Below are 22,479 nucleotides of genomic sequence, written 5' to 3'. Positions count from 1 at the left end.
GCGCCGACTCGCACGACCGAGCGGGTGAGACGGAGGGGACCGACGTGCCGCAACAGGCTGCCGATCTGGTCATCCTGGGTGGTGGTTCCGGCGGCTACGCGTGTGCCCTGCGGGCCGCGGAGCTGGGGATGTCGGTCGTCCTGGTCGAGAAGGACAAGCTCGGCGGCACCTGTCTGCACCGGGGCTGCATCCCGACCAAGGCGCTGCTGCACGCCGCCGAGGTCGCCGACCACGCCCGCGACGGCGCGAACGTCGGCGTGCTCTCGCAGCTGATCGGCATCGACATGGCCGGGGTGCACTCCTACAAGGACGGCGTCGTCTCCCGCCTCTACAAGGGCCTGCAGGGGCTCGTGAAGTCCCGCAAGATCGAGCTGGTCGCGGGCGCGGGCACCTTCCACGCCCCGGACGCCGTCGAGGTGGACGGCACCGTCTACACCGGCCGCAACGTCGTGCTCGCCACCGGCTCCTACGCCAAGACCCTGCCCGATCTGGAGATCGGCGGCCGGATCGTCACCTCCGACCAGGCCCTGACCTGGGACAGCGTGCCGCAGAAGGTCGTCATCCTCGGCGGCGGCGTGATCGGCGTGGAGTTCGCCAGCGTGTACCGGTCCTTCGGGGCCGAGGTCACCGTCGTCGAGGCGCTGCCGCGCCTGGTCGCAGGCGAGGACGAGTTCGCCTCCAAGCTCCTCGAACGCGCCTTCCGCCGCCGCAAGATCACCGCCAAGACCGGGGTGCGGTTCACCGGCGCCAAGCAGGCGAACGACTCCGTCGCGGTCTCGCTGGAGTCCGGCGAGGAACTCGAGGCCGACCTGCTGCTCGTCGCGGTCGGGCGCGGCCCCAACACCACCGGCCACGGCTACGAGCAGGCCGGGCTCGCCATGGACCGCGGGTTCGTCACGACCGACGAGCGGCTGCGCACCAACCTGCCCGGCGTGTACGCGGTCGGGGACATCGTGCCCGGGCTGCAGCTGGCCCACCGCGGCTTCCAGCAGGGGATCTTCGTCGCCGAGGACATCGCCGGGCTCGAACCGGCGGTGATCGACGAGGCCGGGATCCCCCGGGTCACCTACTGCGATCCCGAGGTCGCCTCCGTCGGCCTCACCGAGGCCCAGGCCCGGGAGCGGCACGGCGAGATCGAGACCCTCACCTACGACCTGGGCGGCAACGGCAAGTCCCAGATCCTGCAGACCTCCGGCGCGATCAAGCTCGTCCGCGCCAAGGACGGCCCGGTCGTCGGGATCCACATGGTCGGCGCGCGCGTCGGCGAACTGATCGGCGAGGCCCAGCTCGTCTACAACTGGGAAGCCGAGCCCGGCGACGTCGCCCCGCTCGTCCACGCCCACCCCACCCAGAACGAGGCGCTCGGCGAAGCGCACCTCGCCCTGGCGGGCAAACCCCTCCATACCCACGGCTGAGACCCGGCCGAACGGCACGTCGAAAGAGGATCCGAGCAGACATGGCCTTCTCCGTCCAGATGCCCGCCCTCGGTGAGAGCGTCACCGAAGGCACCGTCACCCGCTGGCTCAAGGCCGAGGGTGACACCGTCGAGGTCGACGAGCCGTTGCTCGAGGTCTCCACCGACAAGGTCGACACCGAGATCCCCTCGCCCGTCGCGGGCACCCTGCAGAAGATCGTCGCGGGCGAGGACGAGACCGTCGAGGTCGGCGGCGAGCTCGCCGTGATCGGGGACGGCGGCGCGGACGAGGGCTCCGCGACCCCCGAGCCCGAGGCCACCCCGGAACCCGAGGCGCAGGCCGAGCCGGAGCCCGAGCCGGAGCCGGAGCCCGCTCCGAAGGCCGAGGCGGCGCCGAAGAAGTCCGGCGGCGCCGGCACCCCGGTGACCATGCCCGAGCTGGGCGAGTCGGTCACCGAGGGCACCGTCACCCGCTGGCTCAAGCAGGTCGGCGACTCGGTCGCGGTCGACGAGCCGCTGCTCGAGGTCTCCACCGACAAGGTCGACACCGAGATCCCCTCGCCCGTCGCGGGCACCGTGCTCGAGCTGAGCGTGGCCGAGGACGACACCGTCGAGGTCGGCGGGCAGCTCGCCGTCATCGGGGACGCCGACGCCGCCCCGGCCGAGTCCGCGCCGGAGCCCGAGCCCGCTCCGAAGCCGGAGGCCAAGCCCGAGCCGAAGCCCGAGCCCACGCCCGAGCCCAAGGCCGAGTCGAAGCCTGCGGAGAGCGCACCCCCGGTCGACGCGACCCGCGAGGAGTCCCCCGCCGACGGTGGCGGCTCGACCCCGCCGTACGTCACGCCGCTGGTGCGCAAGCTCGCCCAGGAGCACGGCGTCGACCTCGACTCGCTGAAGGGCTCCGGCGTCGGCGGCCGGATCCGCAAGCAGGACGTCCTGGCCGCCGCCGAGGCCGCCAAGGCGCCGGCGCCCGCCGCGTCCGCCCCGGCCGCGCAGCCCGCCGCGGCGAGCAGCGCGCCGTCGGCACCGTCTGCGCCCACCACGGTCCCGCAGCGCTCCGCGGACGGCCCGCAGCCGGGCACCACGGTGAAGATGCCGCGCCTGCGGCAGGTCATCGCCCAGCGGATGACGGACTCGCTGCGGATCTCGGCGCAGCTGACCACCGTGCAGGAGGTGGACGTCACCCGCATCGCCAAGCTGCGCGCACGGGCGAAGGACGACTTCCTGGCCCGCGAAGGCGTCAAGCTCACCTACCTGCCCTTCTTCGCGAAGGCCACCGTCGAGGCGCTGAAGGCCTTCCCGGCCGTCAACTCCTCGATCTCCGAGGACGGCAAGCAGGTCGAGTACCACGGCAACGTGCACCTCGCGATCGCCGTCGACACCCCGCGCGGGCTGCTCGTCCCGGTCATCAAGAACGCCGAGGACCTGTCGCTGGCCGGGCTGGCCCGCAAGATCGCGGACGTCGCGGCGCGCACCCGCGCCAACAAGATCGGCCCGGACGAGCTGTCCGGCGGCACCTTCACGATCACGAACATCGGGTCCGCGGGCGCGCTGTTCGACACCCCGATCATCAACCAGCCGCAGGTCGCGATCCTGGGCACCGGGGCGATCGCCAAGGAGCCGAAGGTCGTGGCGGGGCCCGACGGTGAGGACGTCATCGCCGTCCGCTCGGTCTGCTACCTGCCGCTGACCTACGACCACCGCATCGTCGACGGCGCCGACGCGGGCCGCTTCGTCTCCGCGATCAAGGCGCGCCTCGAGGAGGGCGCCTTCGAGGCCGAGCTCGGTCTCTAGCCACGCACACCCACGGCGCCGCCGATCCTCCGGGGTCGGCGGCGCCGTGCTGTCTCCCCGCTCCGGCAGGTGCCGCTCGGGCCGGGTGCCGCTCGGGCCGGGTGCCGCTCGGGCCGGGTGACGCTCGGCCCGGGTGACGCTCGGGCCGGGTGACGCTCGGGCCGGGTGACGCTTGGGACGCCCAAGCACCACCCAGCGACGCTCGGGACGCCCAAGCACCACCGGGCCCTGACGCTTGGGACGCCCAAGCACCGCTCAGCGACGCTTGGGCGTCCCAAGCGTCACTCGGCCCGAGCGCCACCGCCCGAGCGCCACCGCCCCCGCGCCACCGCCACGCGCCACCCGGCCCACCCGTCACCCGGCCGGGACCCGGAGTCGCGGGCCGGCGCGGGGTTCGGGAGGATCAACGCCGTGCGCGTCGTCGTCGCCGGTTCGTCCGGCCTGATCGGAACCGCCCTCGTCGCCGGCCTGCGGGAGTCGGGCCACGAGGTGCTGCGGCTCGTCCGCCGCACTCCCTCGGCCCCGGACGAACGCGGGTGGGACCCGCCGTCCGGCCGGATCGACGACGGGGCGCTCGACGGCGCGGACGTCGCCGTGAACCTCGGCGGGGTCGGGATCGCCGACCGGCCGTGGAGCGGCGCGCGCAGACAGGCCATCCGCGACAGCCGGATCGTGCCCACCGAGGTGCTGGCCCAGGGCGTCGCCCAGGCCGGGGTGCCTGCGCTGGTCAGCGCGTCGGCCGTGGGCTTCTACGGCGACACCGGGCCGCAGGAGGTCGAGGAGGGCGCCCCGTCCGGCGAGGGCTTCCTCGCCGGGGTCTGCCGGGACTGGGAGGCGGCGACCGCGCCCGCCGCCGAGGCCGGCGCCCGGGTGGTGACGATCCGGACGGGCCTGGTCCTGTCGCCGTCCGGCGGGCTGCTCGCGCTGATGCGCCCGGTGTGGAAGTCCTTCCTGGGCGCGCGGATCGGCAGCGGCGAGCAGTACATGCCGTGGGTCTCGCTGGACGACGAGGTCGCGGGCCTGCGTTTCGCCGTCGAGACGCCGGCGCTGAGCGGCCCGGTGAACATGACCGGCCCCACCCCGGTGACGAATGCGGCGTTCACCCAGACGCTCGCCCAGGCCGTCGGGCGCCCCGCGCCGATGGTGATCCCCGGCGTGGTGGTGTCGACCCTGCTCGGCGACATGGGCCGCGAGCTGCTGCTGTTCAGTCAGCGAGCGGTGCCGCGCGCGCTGCTCGACGCCGGTTTCACCTTCCGCCACCCCACCCTTGCTGACGCACTGTCCGCAGCCGTGCACTGAGAGCGACACCTCGCTCACTCGATCGGGCTGATACGCCGAATGGTGGCGCGTGTCACCGCCGTCAGGAGCACGCTGAGCGACGGGAACGGACCGACGCCCCCGAGGCCGGACCCGCTTCCTGTCCGTTCGGCCCTCAGAGGTGTCTCGTGCCGTCCCTGCGCAGTGGCGCTGTCCTCGTCCTAACGGCGGTCCTGGCCGCCACCGTCCTGACCGCCGGTCCGGCCCTCGCCGCACCGGGAGCGGTCTCCGTCGCCGACGCCGACCTCAGACCGTGTGCCGCACCGACCTCGGTCCCGCTCTGCTCGGTCACCTCGGGCGGCGGAACCGCCGCGGTGGTCGACAGCGCCACCGCCGAGTCCGGCGACGGCTACCTCCGGTTGTCGACTCCCGGCGCCGGCGACAAGGCCTACATCCGCGAGGTGCCGGGGCTGCCGCTCGGGCGGCTCGGCGACCTCGCCTACTCCACGTCCGTCGAGAAGGCGGTCGAGGGGAGGCCGAACCTCGCGCCGTCGTTCAACCTCGAGGTCACGTCCTCGAAGACCAGCCCGAAGGACGGCCTCCCGATGGGGTTCACCTCGCTGGTGTGGGAACCGATCTACCAACCCGCGACGGTCACGCCCGGGACGTGGCAGACCTGGACCCCGTCCACGCAGAAGGGCTGGTGGGCCTCCAAGGACGTGACGGCCACGGGCACCGAGAACCGGTTCGGCTTCACCACCTACACCGCGACGTTCGCCGACGTCGTCGCCGCGCTCGGGGCCGACGCGACCGTCTACTACGTCGAGATCAACCAGGGTTCCGGGGCCGGCGGGCTGCAGTCGGGGGTCGACCTCTTCCGCTATGGGGGCAAGACCTACGACTTCGAGAACCCCGCCACCGCCTCGGCGATCACCGCGAGCGCGGGGAACAACCAGTCGGCGGCGGCCGGGCAGCCCTTCCCCACCGCCCTGGCCGCGACGGTGACGGGGCGCAGCCGCCCCGTCCCCGGCACCCCGGTCGTCTTCCGGGTGACCGCGGGCAGCGCGAGCTTCCCGGGAGGCTCCCCGACCGCGTCGGCGACCACAGGCGCGACCGGCGTCGCGACCGCACCGACGCTCACCGCGGGCCCCACCCCCGGCCCGGTCACGATCACCGCGACGGCGGGGTCGGGCGCGGCGACCGAGGCCGTCGTCAGCACCACGTTCTCGGCGACGGTCACCGCGCCGCCACCCGCGGCGGTCACCGACCTCGCCGTGGCGGTGTCCGCGCCGTCCACGGGGCGCCCGGGGAACTCGTTCGTCGCGACGGTCAGGGTGACCAACAAGGGCGGCGCACCCGTGGCGAAGGCGTCGACGGTCGTCACGCTCACGGGCGGCCTGCTGGTGGTCTCGGCACCCGACGCGGTCAAGCCCGCCGTCGGGACGAGCGTGACGATCCTCGACGGCCCGCTCGCTCCCGGAGCCACGGCCGTCCACCGGGTGACGATGGTCGGTACCAGGGCGGGAACGGCCGGGCTGCAGGCGGTCACCTCGGCCGCGGGCCCGGACGCGACCCCGGCGGACAACACCGCCACGGCCTCGGTGCGGCTCGGCTGAGACGTGCGCCGCGGCCGTGCCCGTAGGGGCGCGGCCGCGGCGTAGGCTCGCCTGATGGGCCTCCGAGAACAACGCGGCCGGACCTGTCGCCGCTCCCCCAACCCGGTCCGCGTGGACCTGCTGGGCACGGTCGACTACCTCACCGCCTGGGACCTGCAGCGCGCCAACGCCGAGGCCCGGCGGGACGGCACCGGCCCGGACGTGCTGATGCTGCTGGAGCACCCGTCGGTCTACACCGCGGGCAAGCGCACCCGGCCCGAGGACCGGCCGACCGACGGCTCCCCGGTGATCGACGTCGACCGCGGCGGACGGATCACCTGGCACGGGCCCGGCCAGCTCGTCGGGTACCCGATCGTGCAGCTGAGCGACCCGATCGACGTCGTCGACTACGTGCGGCGCCTCGAAGAGGCCATGATCGCGGTCTGCCACGGCCTGGGGGTCACGGCCGCGGGGCGGATCGACGGACGCTCGGGCGTCTGGCTGCCCGCGGACGACACCCGGCAGGAGCGCAAGATCTCCGCGATCGGCGTGCGCGTGCAGGGCGGGGTCACGCTGCACGGTTTCTCGCTGAACTGCGATCCCGACCTGGACGAGTTCGGCCGGATCGTCCCGTGCGGGATCTCCGACGCCGGCGTCACGTCGCTGTCGGCGGAGCTGGGGCGCCCGGTGTCGGTCGACTCCGTGCTCGCCGACGCCACCGACGCGGTCCTGCGCGCGCTCGACGGGGCGCTGCCGGTGAGCGAGCACGTGGTGCCGCGGCGCGCCGCCACCGCCCCGGGTCTCGACCTGCAGCTACACCCCTCCCTGCACTAGGGGGTGTCTGAGGGATCTCCGCCGAGCCCGCGGGCCGGCCGGAGATCCATCAGACCCCTAGCGCCGCGGCGATGTCGTCGAGGTGCTGGAGATCGGAGAGGTCCAGCACCTGCAGGTAGACGCGCGTGATCCCGGTGCGCTCCGCCCACGTGCCGAGCTTGTCGCGGACCTGCTCCGGGCTGCCCGCGAGTCCGTTCGCGACGAGCTCGGCGGGCTCGCGACCGATGGCGGCCGCCCGGCGGGCCAGGGTGGCGTCGTCGCCGACGCAGACGACCTGGGCGACCGACCGCACGATCTCCCGCGGGTCCCGGCCGCGCGCGGCGCAGGCCTCGTCGACCCGCTCGAACTGGGCGGACACGGCGTCGAGGTCCGAGAAGGCGACGTTGAACTCGGTGGCGAACCGGGCCGCGAGCCGCGGGGTCCGGGTGGGCCCGTGCCCGCCGACGATCACGGGGACCCGCGGCTGGACGGGCTTCGGCAGCGCGGGTGAGCCGGTGACCGTGTAGTGGTCGCCCGAGTACTCGTAGGTCCCCGGCGCGGCCCACAGCCCGGTGATGATCTCGAGCTGCTCCTCGAGCCGGTCGAACCGCTCCCCCAGCCGCGGGAACGGGATGCCGTAGGCGGCGTGCTCGGCCTCGAACCAGCCCGCGCCGAGCCCCAGCTCGACCCGGCCGCCCGACATCTGGTCGACCTGCGCGACGGAGATCGCGAGCGGGCCGGGCAGGCGGAAGGTGGCCGAGGAGACGAGGGTGCCCAGCCGGATCCGGGAGGTCTCGCGGGCGAGCCCGGCGAGGGTCAGCCAGGCGTCGGTGGGGCCGGGCAGGCCGTCGACGGATCCCATCGCCAGGTAGTGGTCGGAGCGGAAGAAGGCGTCGAAGCCTGCCGCCTCGGTCGCCCGGGCGACACGGAGGAGGTCGGCGTAGGAGGCGCCCTGCTGCGGTTCGGTGAAGATCCGGAGGTCCACGCCGGACGACGCTATCGTCCGCGGGCATGAGCCGCTGGACCGCCGCCGACGTCCCCGACCTGACCGGCCGGACCGTGCTGGTCACGGGCGCCACGAGCGGCCTGGGCCGCGCGACCGCGGAGATCCTCGCCGCGCGGGGCGCCCGGGTCCTGGCGACCGGGCGCGACGTGTCCCGCCTGCCCGCGGGCGTCGAGCCGGTCGAGCTGGACCTGGCCGACCAGGCCTCGGTGCGGGCGGCGGCCGCGGCGATCCGGGGCCCGATCGACGTCCTGGTCAACAACGCCGGGGTGATGGGTACTCCGCCGACGTACACGGTCGACGGGTTCGAGCTGCAGATCGCCACGAACCACCTGGGCCCGGCGGTCCTGACCTGGCTGCTGTTGCCGCAGGTGACGCGGGTCGTGACCGTGTCGTCGCTGGCCCACCGGGGCGGCGGCCTCGACCCGGACGACCTGCACTTCCGCCGCAGGCCCTACCGGGCGTCGGTCGCCTACGCGCAGTCCAAGCTGGCGAACCTGCTGTTCACGGCGGAGCTCGCCCGGCGCGGGGTGTTCGCGGTCGCGGCGCACCCCGGGCTGACCGACACCGCGCTGCTCGCGAACTCGCTGCGCCGCCGGGGGCTGGGCGGGCTCGCGGGCCCGGTCAACGCGGTGCTCTGCCAGCGCGTCGAGCGGGGAGTGCTGCCCCAGCTGTACGCGGCCGTCGGGCCGGTCGCGCCCGGCGACTACGTCGGCCCGCGCGGGCTCGGCGAGACCCGCGGGTACCCGGGCCCGGCCCGGCGCAGCGCGGCCGCGCAGGACCCCGCACTCGCCCGCAGGCTGTGGGACGCGACGGTGGCGGAGACGGGCGTCACGCCGGACATCCGGCCGGGGGTCGGCGAGGACACCGAAGCGTAGGCTGGCCGCCGTGACGATCGCTCCCGACGGCCGCAAGCTCCTTCGCCTCGAGGTCCGCAACGCCGAGACCCCGATCGAGCGCAAGCCCGAGTGGATCCGCACGAAGGCGCGCACGGGTCCGCAGTACACCGAGCTCAAGGGCCTGGTGCGCTCCGGGGGGCTGCACACCGTCTGTGAGGAGGCGGGCTGCCCCAACATCTACGAGTGCTGGGAGGACCGCGAGGCGACCTTCCTCATCGGCGGCGAGCAGTGCACCCGCCGGTGCGACTTCTGCCAGATCGACACCGGCAAGCCCGCCGACCTCGACCGGGACGAGCCGCGCCGGGTCGCCGAGTCGGTGGCCCAGATGGGGCTGCGGTACTCCACCGTCACCGGGGTGGCCCGGGACGACCTGGCCGACGGCGGGGCCTGGCTCTACGCCGAGACCGTCCGGCAGATCCACGCGATGAACCCGGGCACGGGCGTCGAGCTGCTGATCCCGGACTTCAACTCGATCGACGCCCAGCTCGACGAGGTGTTCGGCGCGCGCCCCGAGGTGCTCGCGCACAACCTGGAGACCGTGCCGCGGATCTTCAAGCGGATCCGCCCGGCGTTCCGCTACGAGCGCTCGCTCGAGGTGATCACCAAGGCCCGTGCGGCCGGACTGGTCACCAAGTCCAACCTGATCCTGGGCATGGGCGAGACGCCGGACGAGGTCACCGAGGCGCTGGCCGACCTGCACGACGCGGGCTGCGAGATCATCACGATCACCCAGTACCTGCGGCCCTCCAAGCGCCACCACCCGGTGGAGCGCTGGGTCCGGCCCGAGGAGTTCGTGACGCACTCCGAGACCGCCGAGCAGATGGGCTTCGCCGGGGTGATGGCCGGTCCCCTGGTGCGCTCGTCGTACCGGGCCGGGCGGCTCTACGCCCAGACCGTGGCGCACCGCGGGGAGGAGCTGCCCGCGTCGCTGCAGCACCTCGCGGCGGAGGCGCCGGCCGCGCAGGAGGCGCGGTCGCTCCTCGCGCGCTCGTAGGCCGTATCCTGGCCCGCATGGCCGGCAAGCCCGACAAGGAAGAGAAGCAGCGCCTCAAGGCGGAGAAGCGAGCGGCGTCCAAGCAGCGCCGCTCGCAGATCTGGCAGGCGTTCCAGATGCAGCGCAAGCAGGACAAGCTCCTGCTGCCGCTGATGATCGGGTCCGTCGTGGGCGCGGCCGTCGTCGCGTTCCTGATCGGCCTGATCTTCGGCATGTCCTGGATCTTCCTGCCGTTCGGCATCGCGATCGGCGCGCTCCTCGCGGTCTCGCTCTTCGGGCGCCGCGTGCAGCGCAGCGTGTACTCGCAGGCGGACGGGCAGCCCGGTGCCGCGGGCTGGGCCCTGGACCAGCTGCGCGGGCAGTGGCGGGTCACCCAGGGCGTCGCCGGCAACACCCACCTCGACGCGGTGCACCGGGTCGTCGGGCGGCCCGGCGTGATCTTCGTGGCCGAGGGTGCGCCGCACCGGGTCAAGGCGCTGCTGGCGCAGGAGAAGAAGCGCACCGCGCGGGTCGTCGGCCAGACCCCGATCTACGACGTCATCGTGGGCCACGAGGAGGGCCAGGTCCCCCTCAGGAGCCTGCAGCGGCACATGATGAAGCTGCCGCGCAACATCAGCGCCAACGAGATGGACAGTCTCGACGCCCGCCTGGCCGCACTGGGCAACCGCGCCGCCGCACTCCCCAAGGGCCCCATGCCGCAAGGCGCCAAGCTGCGGAGTGTGCAGCGCACCGTGCGCCGCCGCTGAGCTTGTGCCGGGCGCTGCGGGGAGCTGACGCGTGCTGGGATACGGAGCTGACGCTTGGGCGTCCCAAGCGTCGCTGAGCGGTGCTTGGGCGTCCCACGCGTCAGCGGCCGACGCTCGGGCGTCCCAAGCGTCACCGGCCGGTGCTTGGGCGTCCCAAGCGTCACTCAGCGGTGCTTGGGCGTCCCACGCGTCAAAAGCGGCCGACGAAGTTATCCACAGGCCCGTCGATCCGCGTCCACGGCGGCCGGCGTCGGGTCATGATGCGCCGGTGCACCTGACCTCGTCGGACCGCGACCGCCTGCGCGGACTCTTCCCGGACGCTGTCGCCACGCGTTCGGAGTTGCTCGCCCTCGGGCTGTCCGCGTCGGCGATCACACGCAGCTGCCGCGCGGGCGGCCCGTGGCGCTCCCCCCTGCGCGGGATCGTGGTGCTGGCCGACACCGAGCCCACTCCCCGACAACGGGCCCGGGTGGCGCTGGCGCACGCCGGCGCGGCAGCGGTGCTCACCGGTGGTGCAGCTCTCCGGATCCACGGACTGCGCCATCCAGTCGCCGACGAGTCGCAGACGGTGGTGCTCGTGCCCCACAAGCAGCACGTCACGGGGCGCGGTTTCGTCCAGGTGGTCCGGACCCGACGCATGCCGCCGCTCGTCCACCGCGACGGGCTCCGGCTCGCGCCTCCCGCGCGGGCGGTCGTCGACGCGACCGCCCTGCATCGAGAGTCGGACGCCGTCCGGGGCCTCTTCGCGGCGGCGGTCCATCAGCGCCTGTGCACCCCGGACCAGCTCGCGGAGGAGGTCGCGTCGCGCCAACGGCCGTACACCGCACTCGCCCGCGAGGTCACAGCCGAGATCGCCGAGGGTATCCGGTCGGCCGCCGAGGCGTGGGCCAAGCGCGTCATCGAGCGCAGCGGGCTGCCCGCACCTTTGTGGAACGTGGCGCTGGAGAGCGCGAACGGGCGCCCGATCGGCGTGGTCGACGCATGGTGGGAGGACGTCGGGCTGGCGTGGGAGATCGACTCGCGGGCCTGGCACATGAGCCCCGAGGAGCACGACCGCGACACCCGGAAGCAGTCCGCGTTGGCCGCCGAGGGGATCCCGGTCGTGCGCACCCGGCCGTACCGCCTCCGCCAGGAGCCGGAGGCCGTGCTGGCCGAGCTCGCGTCCGCCCACCGCAACGCCGCTCGTCACACCCGCACCCCCGTCCGAGCGACGCTCTGGCGTCCACCCGCACGCCAAGCCTGACGCTCCGGAGCCGCGTCGCCCCGACGCTCAGCTCGCTCGGGCTGCTGCGCCCCCTCTTGACGCTCGGGACGCCCAAGCACCGCTGACCGACGCTTGGGACGCCCAAGCATCACCAGCCCGGCCCCACCGCCTGACGCCTGGGACGCCCAAGCACCGCTCAGCGACGCTTGGGACGCCCAAGCGTCAGCGGGCCGGGCCGGGCCGGGCCGGGCTGGGCGCGCGGCAGCGGGCCGGGGGCGGGCGTCGGCGGGCCCGGGCCGCCCGCCTCAGGCGCGGGAGCGGGAGCGGATGACGATCGTGGCGCTCGCGCGGTCGTGCCAGCCTCGGCCGTCCTCGTCCCGGATCAGGGGCGGGATGACCAGGCCCAGCAGGATGGTGCGGGCCACGGCGCGGAAGCCCACGACCGCGGCCATGTCCACCCGCGCCACCCGGATGCCCACCGCGACCATCCCCGGCGTCATGCCGAACAGCGCCGTCGGCAGGGCGGTGAGGACGGCCCACACGAGCCAGACCCACCAGCCGATGGCCGAGCCGCCCAGGGCGTCGAGCCCCAGGAAGCCGAGGGTCAGGGCGTAGGCGAGCAGCCAGTCCAGCGTGACGCCGGCGAGCCGCCTGCCGAACCCGGCGACCGCACCGATCCCGGACTCGGGCAGACCGAACCGCGCCCCCGGGTGTGACGTCCCGGATCCCGAGGGTGAACCCGGCGCTGAGGAGTCGAGGGATCCGGCCATGGCGTCTAGCCTAGTTGTCCCATGTGAGAGAGGTCGCGACATGGGCCAGTTAACGCCTGTGAAACCTACGAGATATGAGCGGGCAACACGGCCCCCCTAGCGTCGCGACCACTCCCCAGGAGCCGATCGAAGGAGCGACCCCAGCGTGTTCAGCAACTCCGAAGAGGTACTCAAGTACATCTCGGACGAGAAGGTCGAGTACGTCGACATCAGGTTCTGCGACCTGCCCGGCGTGATGCAGCACCTGACCGTCCCCGCCTCGACCGCAGGCGACCTGCTGGAGAACGGTGCCGCGTTCGACGGTTCGTCCGTCCGCGGCTTCCAGGCGATCAACGAGTCGGACATGGCCCTGCTGCCGGACTCCACCACCGCGCGCGTGGACCCGTTCCGCAAGCACAAGACGCTGAACATCAACTTCTTCGTGCACGACCCGATCACGGGTGAGCCGTACTCCCGTGACCCGCGGAACGTCGCCCGCAAGGCGGAGCAGTTCCTCGCGGCGTCGGGCATCGCGGACACCGCCTACATGGCGCCCGAGGCGGAGTTCTACATCTTCGACTCGATCCGCTTCGGCTCGAACCCGCACGAGACCTACCACCACATCGACTCCTCCGAGGGCTGGTGGAACACCGGCCGCGAGGAGGAGGGCGGCAACCTCGGCTACAAGGTCAACTACAAGGGCGGCTACTTCCCCGTCCCGCCGGTGGACCACTACGCCGACCTGCGCGCCGACATCGTCACCGCGATGATCGAGTCCGGCTTCACCGTGGAGCGCGAGCACCACGAGGTCGGCACCGCGGGCCAGGCCGAGATCAACTACAAGTTCGACACCCTGCTCTCGGGTGCGGACGACCTGATGCTGTTCAAGTACATCGTCAAGAACGTGGCGTGGCAGCAGGGCAAGACCGCGACCTTCATGCCGAAGCCGCTCTTCGGCGACAACGGCTCGGGCATGCACGTGCACCAGTCGCTGTGGAAGGACGGTCAGCCGCTCTTCCACGACGAGTCCGGCTACGGCGGCCTCTCGGACACCGCGCGCTACTACATCGGCGGCCTGCTGCACCACGCGCCGTCGCTGCTGGCGTTCACCAACCCGACGGTGAACTCCTACCACCGCCTGGTCCCGGGCTTCGAGGCGCCGGTCAACCTGGTCTACTCGGCCCGCAACCGCTCGGCCTGCATCCGGATCCCGCTCTCGGGCGACTCCCCCAAGGCCAAGCGCATCGAGTTCCGTTGCCCCGACTCGTCCGGCAACCCGTACCTCGCCTTCTCGGCGATGCTGATGGCGGGCCTCGACGGCATCAAGAACAAGATCGAGCCGCCGGCCCCGGTCGACAAGGACCTCTACGAGCTGCCGCCCGAGGAGCTCAAGGACATCGCGCAGGTCCCGGCCTCGCTCGGCGCCGTCATCGACAAGCTCGAGGAGGACCACGACTACCTCCTCGAGGGCGGCGTGTTCACCCCGGACCTGATCGAGACCTGGATCAACTACAAGCGGGAGAACGAGATCGACCCGCTGCGGCTGCGCCCGCACCCGTACGAGTTCGCCCTGTACTACGACGTCTGATCCGCATCGACGCGGCCCGGCCTGCCTCGAACGCGGCCGGGTCGCGGCGGATCCGACGCCGACCTGGTGACGGCCCGTCCTCCCCTTCCGCGGGGTGGGCGGGCCGTCCCGCGTTCCGGGCCGCGGGGCCGCGGGTGACGCTTGGGCGCCCCAAGCGTCGCTGAGTGGCACTTGGGCGGCCCAAGCGTCACTCGGTCGCCGCGTCGCCGACGCTTGGGCGCCCCAAGCGTCGCTGAGCGGCACTTGGGCGTCCCAAGCGTCACTCCGCCCGCCTCACTGACGCTTGGGCGACCCAAGCGTCGCTCCATGGTGCTTGGGCGGCCCAAGCGTCACTCAGAGGGTCTCGGGCAGGGTTTCGGGTCGGGGTCGGGTGAGCGCCACGCCCAGCAGGATCAGCGCCCCGCCCGCCAGCTGGATCACCGCGGGGACCTCGCCCAGCAGCAGCCAGCCCGCGAGCGCGGAGACCACGACCTCGAGCAGCGCGACGAGCGAGCCGCGCGCCGCCCCGATCCGGCGGATCGCGAAGATGCCGGTCAGGTAGGCCAGCACGGTCGAGACCAGCACGAGCAGCGCCGCGGTCACGACCCAGCCGAGGTTCGTCCCCGCGAGCACGACCTCCGACGGTGTGGTCAGCACGATCGGCAGCAGCCCGACCGCCCCGAGCACGGCGACGACGACCGTCCCCACCGCCATGCCGACTCCCGCCAGCACGAGCGGCGGCGTCTGTGCTCCGGCGCGGTCGGCGAGCAGGAAGTAGCTCGCCTGGCACACCGAGGCGGCGAGCCCCCACGCGAGGCCGGCGGGGGCGATCGCGGTGCCGGACCAGATCTGCACGACGAGCAGCAGCCCGAGGATGGCGATGCCCGCGCCGAGCAGGGTCCGTCGCGACGGCGGCTGCCGCCGCACCACCCACACCCACGCGATGACCAGCACCGGGCCGAGGTACTCCAGCAGCAGCGCGATGCTGACCGGCATGTACCGCACCGCGTTGAAGAACGCGACCTGCACACCCGCCATCGCGAGCAGGCCGTAGAGCAGCAGGGCGGGCGCGTCGTGCCGCACCGCCGCCACGACCCCCGGCCGCAGCACGGCGAGCAGGAGCAGCACGACGACCGCCGACCCGCCGATCCGCACGAGCGCGGTGCCCGCGGACGACCAGCCCGCGTCGATCAGCGCCTTGGCGAACGGCCCGGACAGCCCGAACGACAGCGCCGAGACCACGGCGAACGCGAGCCCGACAGAGGCCGCCCGCCCCGTCGTGTCGGTGCTCACCGCCCTGTCGCGGGCGACGCGGCGGTCGTCACTGCTCCGCGCCCGTGACGGCGACCAGGCCCGCGGCCTCGATCCCCGCGACGGCGGCGGCCTCGTCGTTCAGCGACAGGTCCCCGGTGACGCCGACGGCGCCGAGCAGGGTGCCCTCGGCGTCCCGCACGAACACCCCGCCGGGCACGGACAGGATCTTCCCGCCCGCCAGGTTCGCGACGGAGGTGAAGAACTCGGGCGAGTCCGCGGCGCGCGCGGCGATGGCCCGGTTGGTCATGCCGAGGGCCAGCACGCCGCTGGCCTTGGCGGTGGCGAGGTCCGGGCGCAGGAAGCCGGAGCCGTCCTGGCGGGCGAGGGCGACGACCGCGCCGCCCGGGTCGAGGACGGCGACGGTCAGCGGGTTGAAGCCCTGCGCGGTGCCGTGCGCGAGCGCGGCGTCGACGATCGTGCGGGCCTGGTCGAGCGAGATGGTCACCCGCCCACCCTCTCAGACGGGTGCGGCCGCCGTGACCTCCGCGTCGTGCCGGGTCGAGGTCTCCCCACCCGCCGCCCAGGCCGCGACCGGTTCTCGCCCCGGGCCGTGGACGACGACGAGGTACTCCCCCGCCGCGGGCAGCGCGACGGCGTAGCGGCCCTGCCCGTCGGTCCGGGTCCCGCCGAGCTGGGTGCCGGACGCGTCGAACACCACGACGGACGCGCCACCCACCGGTGCGCCGTCGCCGCGGACCACGCCGTGCACCCCCGGCCCCGGCGCCACCTCGGGCGGCGGCTCGGGCAGCGGCTCGGGCAGCGGCTCGGACGGCGAGTCGGGCACGGCCTCCGGAGCGGGACTCGGGCGCTCGTCGTGGACGACTCGCGGGCCCGGAACGGCGGACTCGCGGGGCAGGGCGTCCGACTCGCGGGGCAGGGCGTCCGACTCGTGGGGCAGGGCGTCCGACTCGCGGGTCGGGGCGTCCGACTCGGGGGTCGGAGTGTCGGACTCGCGGGGGTGTCGGGTGAGGCGGGCGCGGAGGCGTTCGACCAGGACGTAGAGCACCGGGACCAGGACGAGGGTGAGCAGCGTCGAGCTGACCAGCCCGCCGATCACGACGACCGCCAGCGGTTGGGAGATGAACACGCCGCCGCCCGTGAGGCCCAACGACATCGGCAGCAGGGCCATGATCGTGGCCACGGCGGTCATGATGATCGGGCGCACGCGGTGGGCGGCGCCCTCGAGCACGGCGTCGATCAGCGGGCGGCCCGCCCGGCGGTGCTGGTTGACCAGGTCGATCAGCACGATCGCGTTCGTCACCACGATGCCGACGAGCATGAGCATGCCGATCAGCGCGGGCACCCCCAGCGGGGTCCCGGTGAGCAGCAGCAGCCCGATCGCGCCCGTCGCGGCGAAGGGCACCGAGACCAGCAGGATCAGCGGCTGCACGAGACTGCGGAAGGTCACCACCATCACCAGGTAGACGACCGCGATGGCGGCGAGCAGGGCCAGCCCGAGCTGGGCGAACGCGTCGTCCTGCTGGGTGGAGACCCCGCCGATCTCCGCCGTCGCCCCCGCGGGCAGGGCGAGCCCGTCGAGCGTGGTGCGCAGGGACGCGGTGGCGGCGCCGACGTCCTCGCTCTCGGGGCGGGCGGTGATCGTGGCCGAGCGGGCTCCGTCGGTGTGCGAGACGGTGGGCGCGGTGGTGGTCTCGGTGACGGTGGCGACGTCCGCCAGCACGCCCCGGCCGACGGGCAGCGCGCGCAGGGCGGGCACGTCCGCGGGCGCCTCCCCGGTCCGGACGACGACGGTCTGCTCCACGCCGTCGATCGTCAGCTTGCCGATGGTCGTCCCCCGCAGCGCGGCGGCGACCGTCTGCCCGACCTGCGCCTCGGTCAGCCCGGCCCGGGCGGCGGCCTCCCGGTCGACCTGGACGTCGACGGTGGGCTGGGCGGCGGCGAGGTCGTTGCGGACGTCCGAGACCCCGTCGATCCCGGCCACGGCCTGTTCGACCTGCGCCGCGGCCGCGGCGAGCACCTGTGGGTCCTGGGCGCGGACGGCGACCTGGAGGTCGTTCGAGCCGAGTCCGCCCTGGCCCGCCCCGACGGTCAGCTCGCCCACCCCGGTGAGCCCGGTGAAGCGGTTGCGCAGGTCCTCCTGCACGGCGGTGGCGTCCGACCCGTCGGCGAGGGTGATCGAGAAGCGGGTGGCGGTGGAGCGCACCGGGCCGAACCCGCCGCCGCTGCCGCCGACGGTGACCTGGTAGCTCTGCACGCCGGGGGTGCTCCGCACGACGTCCTCGACGGTGCGCGCCGCCGCGTCCGCCTGCGGGAGCGCGGTGCCGGGCGGCATCTCCTGGCTGACCGAGACGGTGTCGCCGCCCGCGTCGCCGAGGAAGTTCGTGGTCAGACGGGGGACCAGGGCGAGCGTGCCGGCCAGGATCAGGACCGCGACCAGCAGCGACACGACCGGCCGCCGGACCGCGCCGCGGACGAGCGGGACGTACGCCCGCTGCAGTGCGGTGGACTCCTTCTCGGGCCGCCGCGAGCCCCGCAGCACCACCGACGCCAGCACCGGCACCACGGTGAGCGACACCAGCAGCGAGGCCAACAGGGCCGCCGTGACGGTCACGGCGAAGGGTCGGAACAGCTGCCCCACCTGCCCGCCGACCAACCCGATGGGGGCGAACACGGCGACCGTGGTGATCGTCGAGGCGGTGATCGCGCCTGCCACCTCGCGCACGGCGCCGACGACCACACCCGGCGTGGGCCGCCCCGTACCGACGTGCCGCGTGATGTTCTCGATCACGACGATCGAGTCGTCCACCACCCGCCCGACGGCCACCGTCAGCGCGCCGAGCGTGAGGATGTTGAGGGTGTAGCCGCCCAGGTCGAGCACGATCATCGCGATCAGCACGGAGAGCGGGATCGACACCGCGGTGACGAGCGTGGCGCGCACGCTGAGCAGGAACACCAGGATCACGATCACCGCGAAGGCCAGCCCGAGCAGGCCCTCGACGGTGAGGTCGTGCACGGACTGCTCGATGAACGGCGCCTGGTCGAACACCACCGTGACCTGCGCGTTCTGCGCGGAGCCGCCGAGGGCGTCGGCGATCTGGGCCAGCGTGTCGCGGACCTCGGCGGAGACGGCCACGGTGTTGGCGTCCGGCGTCTTGACGACCCCGATGCCGATGCTGGGCTCGCCGTTGGTGCGGGTGTAGCCGGTGGCGGGGGCGGGCTGGGAGGTGACCGTCGCGATGTCGCCGAGCCGGACGGGCGCGGTGAGCGGGGCGGTCGGGGCGGAGGCGGCTGCGCCCCCGGCCGCGCCGCCCGCGCCGGCCGCTCCCGCTGCTCCGGCGCCGGCGGGTGCGGCGGCGGCCCCACCCACGTAGAGGTCGGCGACCTGCTCGACCGAGGTGATCGGCGTCCCCACCTCGACGGTCAGCGGGTTGCTGTCCGGGCTCAGCTGCCCCGCGGGCACCCGCACGCCGTTGGCCTGCAGCACCGACGCGATCGACGCCACCGAGACGCCGCGGGCCGCCGCGGCGGCCGGGTCGACGTCGATCACGATCTGCTCGTCCGCCAGCCCGGACAGGGTCACCGACGACACGCCGTCGAGCCCCTGCAGGAGGGGCTGGACGTCCGAGCGGAGGATCTCGGCGATCCGGTCGGCGCCGAGGTTCGAGGACACCGCGAGCTGCACGACCGGGATCGAATCGATGCCGCCGGTGACCACCTGCGGGGTGACGTCCGCGGGCAGCGAGATCCCCTGCACCGCGCGCTGGACCTGCGCGGTGAGCGCGTCGAGATCGGTGCCGTACTCGAGCTGCAGGGTGACCACGCTCGACCCGGTGGTGCTGGTCGAGCTCGTGCCGGTGACCCCGGCGAGCGACCCGACCGCCTGCTCGACGGGCGTGGTCACCTGCTGCTCGACGACGTCCGGTGAGGCGCCCGGGTAGGGCGTCACCACCGTGGCGACCGGGGAGTCGAGGGACGGGAAGAGCTCTTGGCGCAGCGACGTGGTGCTCAGGACGCCGAAGGCGACGAGCAGGACGGTCACGAGCCCGACGAGGGCACGGTTGCGCAGGCTGAGGCGGGCGAGCCAGGTCACGCGGGGATGTAAACCGCTCGCCCGCCCCGGAGGGAAATCTCCGGCTGAGGGAAGGCTGTGGGTCAGGCCGCGGGAGTGAGCGCGAACACGGGGATGTCGCGGATGCCTTCGGTCTTCTTGGCGTAGTCGCCGAAGCCGGGTGCCGCAGCGACGATCCGCTCGTAGGCGGCATCGCGGTCGGGGCCGGTGAGCTCCTCGGCGCGCACGGTGAGCGGTGTCACGCCACCCGAGGCCTTGCCGAGCTCGACGTCGATCTCGGGGTGCGCCTTGAGGTTGTGGTACCAGGCCGGGTGGCTCGGCGCGCCCGCCGCCGACGCGACGATCAGGTAGGTGTCGCCTTCGGTGAAGTACATCAGCGGCGTGGTCCGCACGGTGCCGGACTTGGCACCCTTGTGGTGCACCAGGATCATGTCGGCGCCCTCGAAGGGCGGGCCGACCTTGCCGTCGTTCTCCTTGAACTCGCGGATGACTCGACTGTTGAAGTCCTCGGGCACTGCGCTCTCTCCCTGCTAGACGAACACGATCCAGGCCGCGGCCACGAGAGCCGCGGTGCCGATCAAACCGAACAGTCCGGTCCAGAGGCCACCCGGGACCCCGGTGATCGCGGCGAGCTGGTCGGCGTCCGAGGTCCGGGTGCGGCGCCTGCGCCGGGAGCGGGCCAGCTCGCGCACCGCCCGCAGCCCGCCGAACAGCAGGAACCAGCACAGCGCGGCGGCGAACCCGGCCTGCCACTCGGCGGGTGCCCACCACGCGACCGCGCCGAACACACCCCCGGTGACCAGCACGGCGAAGGCCCCGAACAGGTTGCGGACGTAGACGAGCGTGGCCACGAGCAGCGCGACGCCGAGCCACAGCAGCACGTCCGGGTGGCCCGCGGCGACCAGCGCCGCACCCCCGAGCCCGAGCAGCGGCGGGAAGACGTACCCGGCCAGGAACATCAGCACGACGCCCGGGCCGCGGCCCGCGCCCGTCGAATGGGTGACCCCGGAGGTGTCCGCGTGCAGCCGGATGCCGGTCAGCCCGCGCCCGACCAGCACCGCGACGACGGCGTGCCCGCCCTCGTGCGCGATCGTCACGACCGTGCGGGTCAGCCGCCAGGTGAGGCCCCACAGCACCACGACCAACGCGGCGCCCGCCGCGGCCAGCTCGGCGGGACGTTCGGTCAGCAGGGCCTCGACCACGCACCCGAGTCTGTCAGCCCACGAACTCCGCGGTGAGCGCGAGGGCCTCGTCGATCCCCCCGTCGACGCCGCGGCACAGGTACATCAGCTCCACGAACGCGTCGGTGAACCCGGCCTCCGCCGCCGACCCGAGCGCGTCCCGGATCAGCTCCACGGACATGCCGGCGACCGCGTTGACCCGCAGGAACGCCGGCGGCCTTCCGAGGGAGTCCCAGAGCCCCACGAGCCCGTCGAGCGGCTGCCCCGGCACCATCGCGGGCAGCCAGCCCGCGCCCCGCGCCGCGATGCGGGCGAACGACCGCGGCGCCCAGCCGCCGAGATAGACGCCGATGCCGTGCGGCTTCAGGTCGACGTGGGCGGGGGCGATCTCGGTGTGCTTCCCGACGAAGGAGACCGGGTCGCCGGTGGTCCACACGTCGAGGACGTCGAGGAACTCGTCGAGCCGGGCGCCGCGCTCGGCCATCGGGCTGCCGACGGCCTCGGCCTCCTCCGGCGACCAGCCCAGACCCAGCCCGAGCACCAGCCGTCCACCGCTGACCCGGTCGAGGGACAGCGCGGTGCGGGCGAGGATCGCGGGCGGGTACCAGGGGGCGTTGAGCGTGCTCGTGCCGAGCCGCGCCGTGGTCGTCGCCGCCGCGGCCGCCGCGAGCAGGACCACGGGGTCCAGGCTGCGCCGGAACTCCGCGGGCACGTGGTCGAGGCCGGGGTAGTTCACCCGCGGCTCCACCGCGGCGAGCAGCCGGTCGCCCGTCCACAGGCTGGCGGCGCCGAGCGCCTCCGCCTCGCGCGCGAACCGCGCGATCTCCCCCACCTCCTCTGCCTGGTCACCGAACTGCGGAAGAGTGACACCGATTCGCACTTGACCCTCCAGTCGCTGGAACCCGGAAGGTACCTATCCGTGCTTGAGGAAAGCTTGGTGACGATCGGCAGGCTCGCCCGCCGCAGCGGAGTGCCCGTCCGGACCATCCGGTTCTGGTCGGACTCCGGGGTGCTGCCGGAGAGCGACCGGTCGCTGTCGGGCTACCGCATGTACGACGCGTCCGCCGTCGCCCGGCTCGATCTCGTGCGCACCCTGCGCGAGCTCGGGATGGGGCTCGACGACGTCCGCGCGGTCCTCGCCGAGAAGACGGACCTCGCGGAGGTGGCCGCCGCCCATGTGGCGGCCATCGACGACCGGATCCGCTCGCTGCGGGTGCAGCGTGCCGTGTGCACGCTGCTGGCCCGCGGTGGGCACACGACCGAGGAGCTGAGACTGATGAACGACCTCACCCGACTGTCCGCCGAGGACCGCCAGCGCATGATCGACGAGTTCGTCGCGGAGGCCTTCGCCGGCATCGACGACGACGCCCCCGGCGCCGGGATCGCGCGCGCCATGCGCGCGCTGCCACCGGAGCTGCCCGACGAACCCACGACCGCCCAGGTGGAGGCCTGGGTGGAGCTGGCCGACCTCGTCGCCGACCCCGCCTTCAAGGCGCGGGTGCGGGAGATGGCCGTCGCCGGGGCGAACCGCACCGAGCGCGAGGAGACGCTCGACCCGCAGGCGGTGATCGCGCACGCGGGCCCGGCCCAGGCGGCGGGCCTCGACCCCGCGGGCGCCGAGGGGCAGCAGGTGGCGGCCCGGATCGTCGGGGAGCTGCCCGTCGCGGAGGCGCACGAGATGGCCGACATGATCCGGACCTTCACCGACGTCCGGGTGGAGCGGTACTGGACGCTGCTGTGCATCCTCCAGGACCGCGAGCCCTTCCCGCTGGGAGCACCGGCGTTCGAGTGGCTCGCCGAGGCGCTGGCCGCGCGGTCCTGATGCGGGTGGTGATGCGTGGGCGGTGACGCTTGGGCGGTGACGCTTGGGCGCCCCAAGCGTCACTCAGCGATGCTTGGGCGTCCCAAGCGTCAACGGGCGC

At 73.7% G+C, this 22,479-nt stretch carries 19 protein-coding genes; 11 read left to right on the top strand and 8 right to left on the bottom strand.

Annotated elements, in window-relative coordinates; translation table 11 throughout:
- Positions 1-44 precede the first annotated feature (44 nt).
- From lpdA to lipB, 5 genes are all read left to right on the top strand, one after another.
- The gene (gene lpdA, locus L3X23_RS05050) at positions 45-1,415 is read left to right on the top strand and encodes a dihydrolipoyl dehydrogenase (protein WP_237190935.1); all 1,371 of its coding nucleotides are present in this window, start codon (positions 45-47) and stop codon (positions 1,413-1,415) included.
- 41 nt (positions 1,416-1,456) lie between these two features.
- Positions 1,457-3,205, top strand: coding sequence for a 2-oxoglutarate dehydrogenase, E2 component, dihydrolipoamide succinyltransferase (sucB, locus tag L3X23_RS05045; RefSeq protein ID WP_237190933.1), 1,749 nt, complete (start codon positions 1,457-1,459; stop codon positions 3,203-3,205).
- Positions 3,206-3,616: 411 nt separating this feature from the next.
- Positions 3,617-4,504, top strand: a complete 888-nt coding sequence (locus tag L3X23_RS05040; RefSeq protein WP_237190931.1) for a TIGR01777 family oxidoreductase — start codon at positions 3,617-3,619, stop codon at positions 4,502-4,504.
- 146 nt (positions 4,505-4,650) lie between these two features.
- Positions 4,651-6,078 carry a hypothetical protein gene (locus L3X23_RS05035; protein ID WP_237190930.1) on the top strand — a complete coding sequence of 476 codons (1,428 nt, stop codon included), beginning with the start codon at positions 4,651-4,653 and terminating at the stop codon, positions 6,076-6,078.
- Between the two features lie 54 nt (positions 6,079-6,132).
- A complete protein-coding gene (gene lipB / locus L3X23_RS05030) occupies positions 6,133-6,891 on the top strand; it encodes a lipoyl(octanoyl) transferase LipB (RefSeq protein ID WP_237190927.1) in 759 nt (252 codons plus the stop codon).
- Between the two features lie 49 nt (positions 6,892-6,940).
- Here the strand turns inward: lipB and L3X23_RS05025 are convergent, their stop codons facing one another.
- Positions 6,941-7,855, bottom strand: a complete 915-nt coding sequence (locus tag L3X23_RS05025; RefSeq protein ID WP_093089111.1) for an LLM class F420-dependent oxidoreductase — start codon at positions 7,853-7,855, stop codon at positions 6,941-6,943.
- Positions 7,856-7,881: 26 nt separating this feature from the next.
- On the opposite strand from L3X23_RS05025, the gene L3X23_RS05020 reads away from it, so the two are divergent.
- The 4 genes from L3X23_RS05020 (at position 7,882) to L3X23_RS05005 (ending at position 11,755) form a co-directional block, all read left to right on the top strand.
- Positions 7,882-8,751 (top strand): SDR family NAD(P)-dependent oxidoreductase, encoded by an 870-nt coding sequence (locus L3X23_RS05020; protein WP_237190926.1) that lies wholly within the window; start codon positions 7,882-7,884, stop codon positions 8,749-8,751.
- A gap of 10 nt (positions 8,752-8,761) precedes the next feature.
- The gene (lipA, locus tag L3X23_RS05015) at positions 8,762-9,766 is read left to right on the top strand and encodes a lipoyl synthase (RefSeq protein ID WP_237190921.1); all 1,005 of its coding nucleotides are present in this window, start codon (positions 8,762-8,764) and stop codon (positions 9,764-9,766) included.
- Between the two features lie 17 nt (positions 9,767-9,783).
- Entirely contained in the window at positions 9,784-10,512 is a 729-nt protein-coding gene (locus L3X23_RS05010; protein ID WP_237190920.1) for a DUF4191 domain-containing protein, read from the top strand.
- Between the two features lie 268 nt (positions 10,513-10,780).
- Positions 10,781-11,755, top strand: coding sequence for a hypothetical protein (locus L3X23_RS05005; protein ID WP_237190919.1), 975 nt, complete (start codon positions 10,781-10,783; stop codon positions 11,753-11,755).
- Positions 11,756-12,021: 266 nt separating this feature from the next.
- On the opposite strand, the gene L3X23_RS05000 is transcribed toward L3X23_RS05005, so the two are convergent.
- Positions 12,022-12,486, bottom strand: a complete 465-nt coding sequence (locus L3X23_RS05000; protein ID WP_237190918.1) for an RDD family protein — start codon at positions 12,484-12,486, stop codon at positions 12,022-12,024.
- A gap of 145 nt (positions 12,487-12,631) precedes the next feature.
- Between L3X23_RS05000 and glnA the strand changes: the two genes are divergently transcribed.
- The gene (gene glnA, locus L3X23_RS04995) at positions 12,632-14,053 is read left to right on the top strand and encodes a type I glutamate--ammonia ligase (protein ID WP_093089117.1); all 1,422 of its coding nucleotides are present in this window, start codon (positions 12,632-12,634) and stop codon (positions 14,051-14,053) included.
- Between the two features lie 333 nt (positions 14,054-14,386).
- Here glnA and L3X23_RS35995 read toward each other — a convergent pair whose 3' ends face one another.
- The 6 genes from L3X23_RS35995 to L3X23_RS04965 form a co-directional block, all read right to left on the bottom strand.
- On the bottom strand, positions 14,387-15,325 hold the full coding sequence (locus L3X23_RS35995; protein ID WP_237190917.1) for a DMT family transporter: 939 nt from the start codon (positions 15,323-15,325) through the stop codon (positions 14,387-14,389).
- A 28-nt stretch (positions 15,326-15,353) separates the two neighbouring features.
- Positions 15,354-15,791, bottom strand: a complete 438-nt coding sequence (locus L3X23_RS04985) for a heme-binding protein (RefSeq protein WP_093089119.1) — start codon at positions 15,789-15,791, stop codon at positions 15,354-15,356.
- A 12-nt stretch (positions 15,792-15,803) separates the two neighbouring features.
- A complete protein-coding gene (locus L3X23_RS04980; protein WP_237190916.1) occupies positions 15,804-19,397 on the bottom strand; it encodes an efflux RND transporter permease subunit in 3,594 nt (1,197 codons plus the stop codon).
- A 62-nt stretch (positions 19,398-19,459) separates the two neighbouring features.
- Positions 19,460-19,891, bottom strand: a complete 432-nt coding sequence (locus tag L3X23_RS04975; RefSeq protein ID WP_237190915.1) for a nitroreductase family deazaflavin-dependent oxidoreductase — start codon at positions 19,889-19,891, stop codon at positions 19,460-19,462.
- Positions 19,892-19,906: 15 nt separating this feature from the next.
- Positions 19,907-20,578, bottom strand: a complete 672-nt coding sequence (locus L3X23_RS04970) for a M50 family metallopeptidase (RefSeq protein WP_237190914.1) — start codon at positions 20,576-20,578, stop codon at positions 19,907-19,909.
- Between the two features lie 13 nt (positions 20,579-20,591).
- Positions 20,592-21,437 (bottom strand): LLM class flavin-dependent oxidoreductase, encoded by an 846-nt coding sequence (locus L3X23_RS04965; RefSeq protein ID WP_237190913.1) that lies wholly within the window; start codon positions 21,435-21,437, stop codon positions 20,592-20,594.
- A 57-nt stretch (positions 21,438-21,494) separates the two neighbouring features.
- Here L3X23_RS04965 and L3X23_RS04960 point away from each other — a divergent pair, with 57 nt between their 5' ends.
- Positions 21,495-22,379: a MerR family transcriptional regulator gene (locus L3X23_RS04960; protein ID WP_237190912.1), complete on the top strand. Its 885-nt coding sequence runs from the start codon at positions 21,495-21,497 to the stop codon at positions 22,377-22,379.
- The last annotated feature ends 100 nt before the right edge of the window (positions 22,380-22,479 follow it).

Origin of the sequence: Pseudonocardia sp. WMMC193 (genome assembly GCF_021728735.1) — a bacterium.
Lineage (GTDB): Bacteria > Actinomycetota > Actinomycetes > Mycobacteriales > Pseudonocardiaceae > Pseudonocardia > Pseudonocardia oroxyli.
Note: the sequence above shows the minus strand (reverse complement) of the source record. Positions and strands in the feature narration are given on the sequence as shown.

Coding starts and splice junctions, on each gene's coding strand:
- sucB (WP_237190933.1), top strand. CDS start 1,457: ATGGCCTTCTCCGTCCAGATGCCCGCCCTCGGTGAGAGCGTCACCGAA.
- lipB (WP_237190927.1), top strand. CDS start 6,133: ATGGGCCTCCGAGAACAACGCGGCCGGACCTGTCGCCGCTCCCCCAAC.
- L3X23_RS05020 (WP_237190926.1), top strand. CDS start 7,882: ATGAGCCGCTGGACCGCCGCCGACGTCCCCGACCTGACCGGCCGGACC.
- L3X23_RS05010 (WP_237190920.1), top strand. CDS start 9,784: ATGGCCGGCAAGCCCGACAAGGAAGAGAAGCAGCGCCTCAAGGCGGAG.
- L3X23_RS05000 (WP_237190918.1), bottom strand. CDS start 12,486: ATGGCCGGATCCCTCGACTCCTCAGCGCCGGGTTCACCCTCGGGATCC.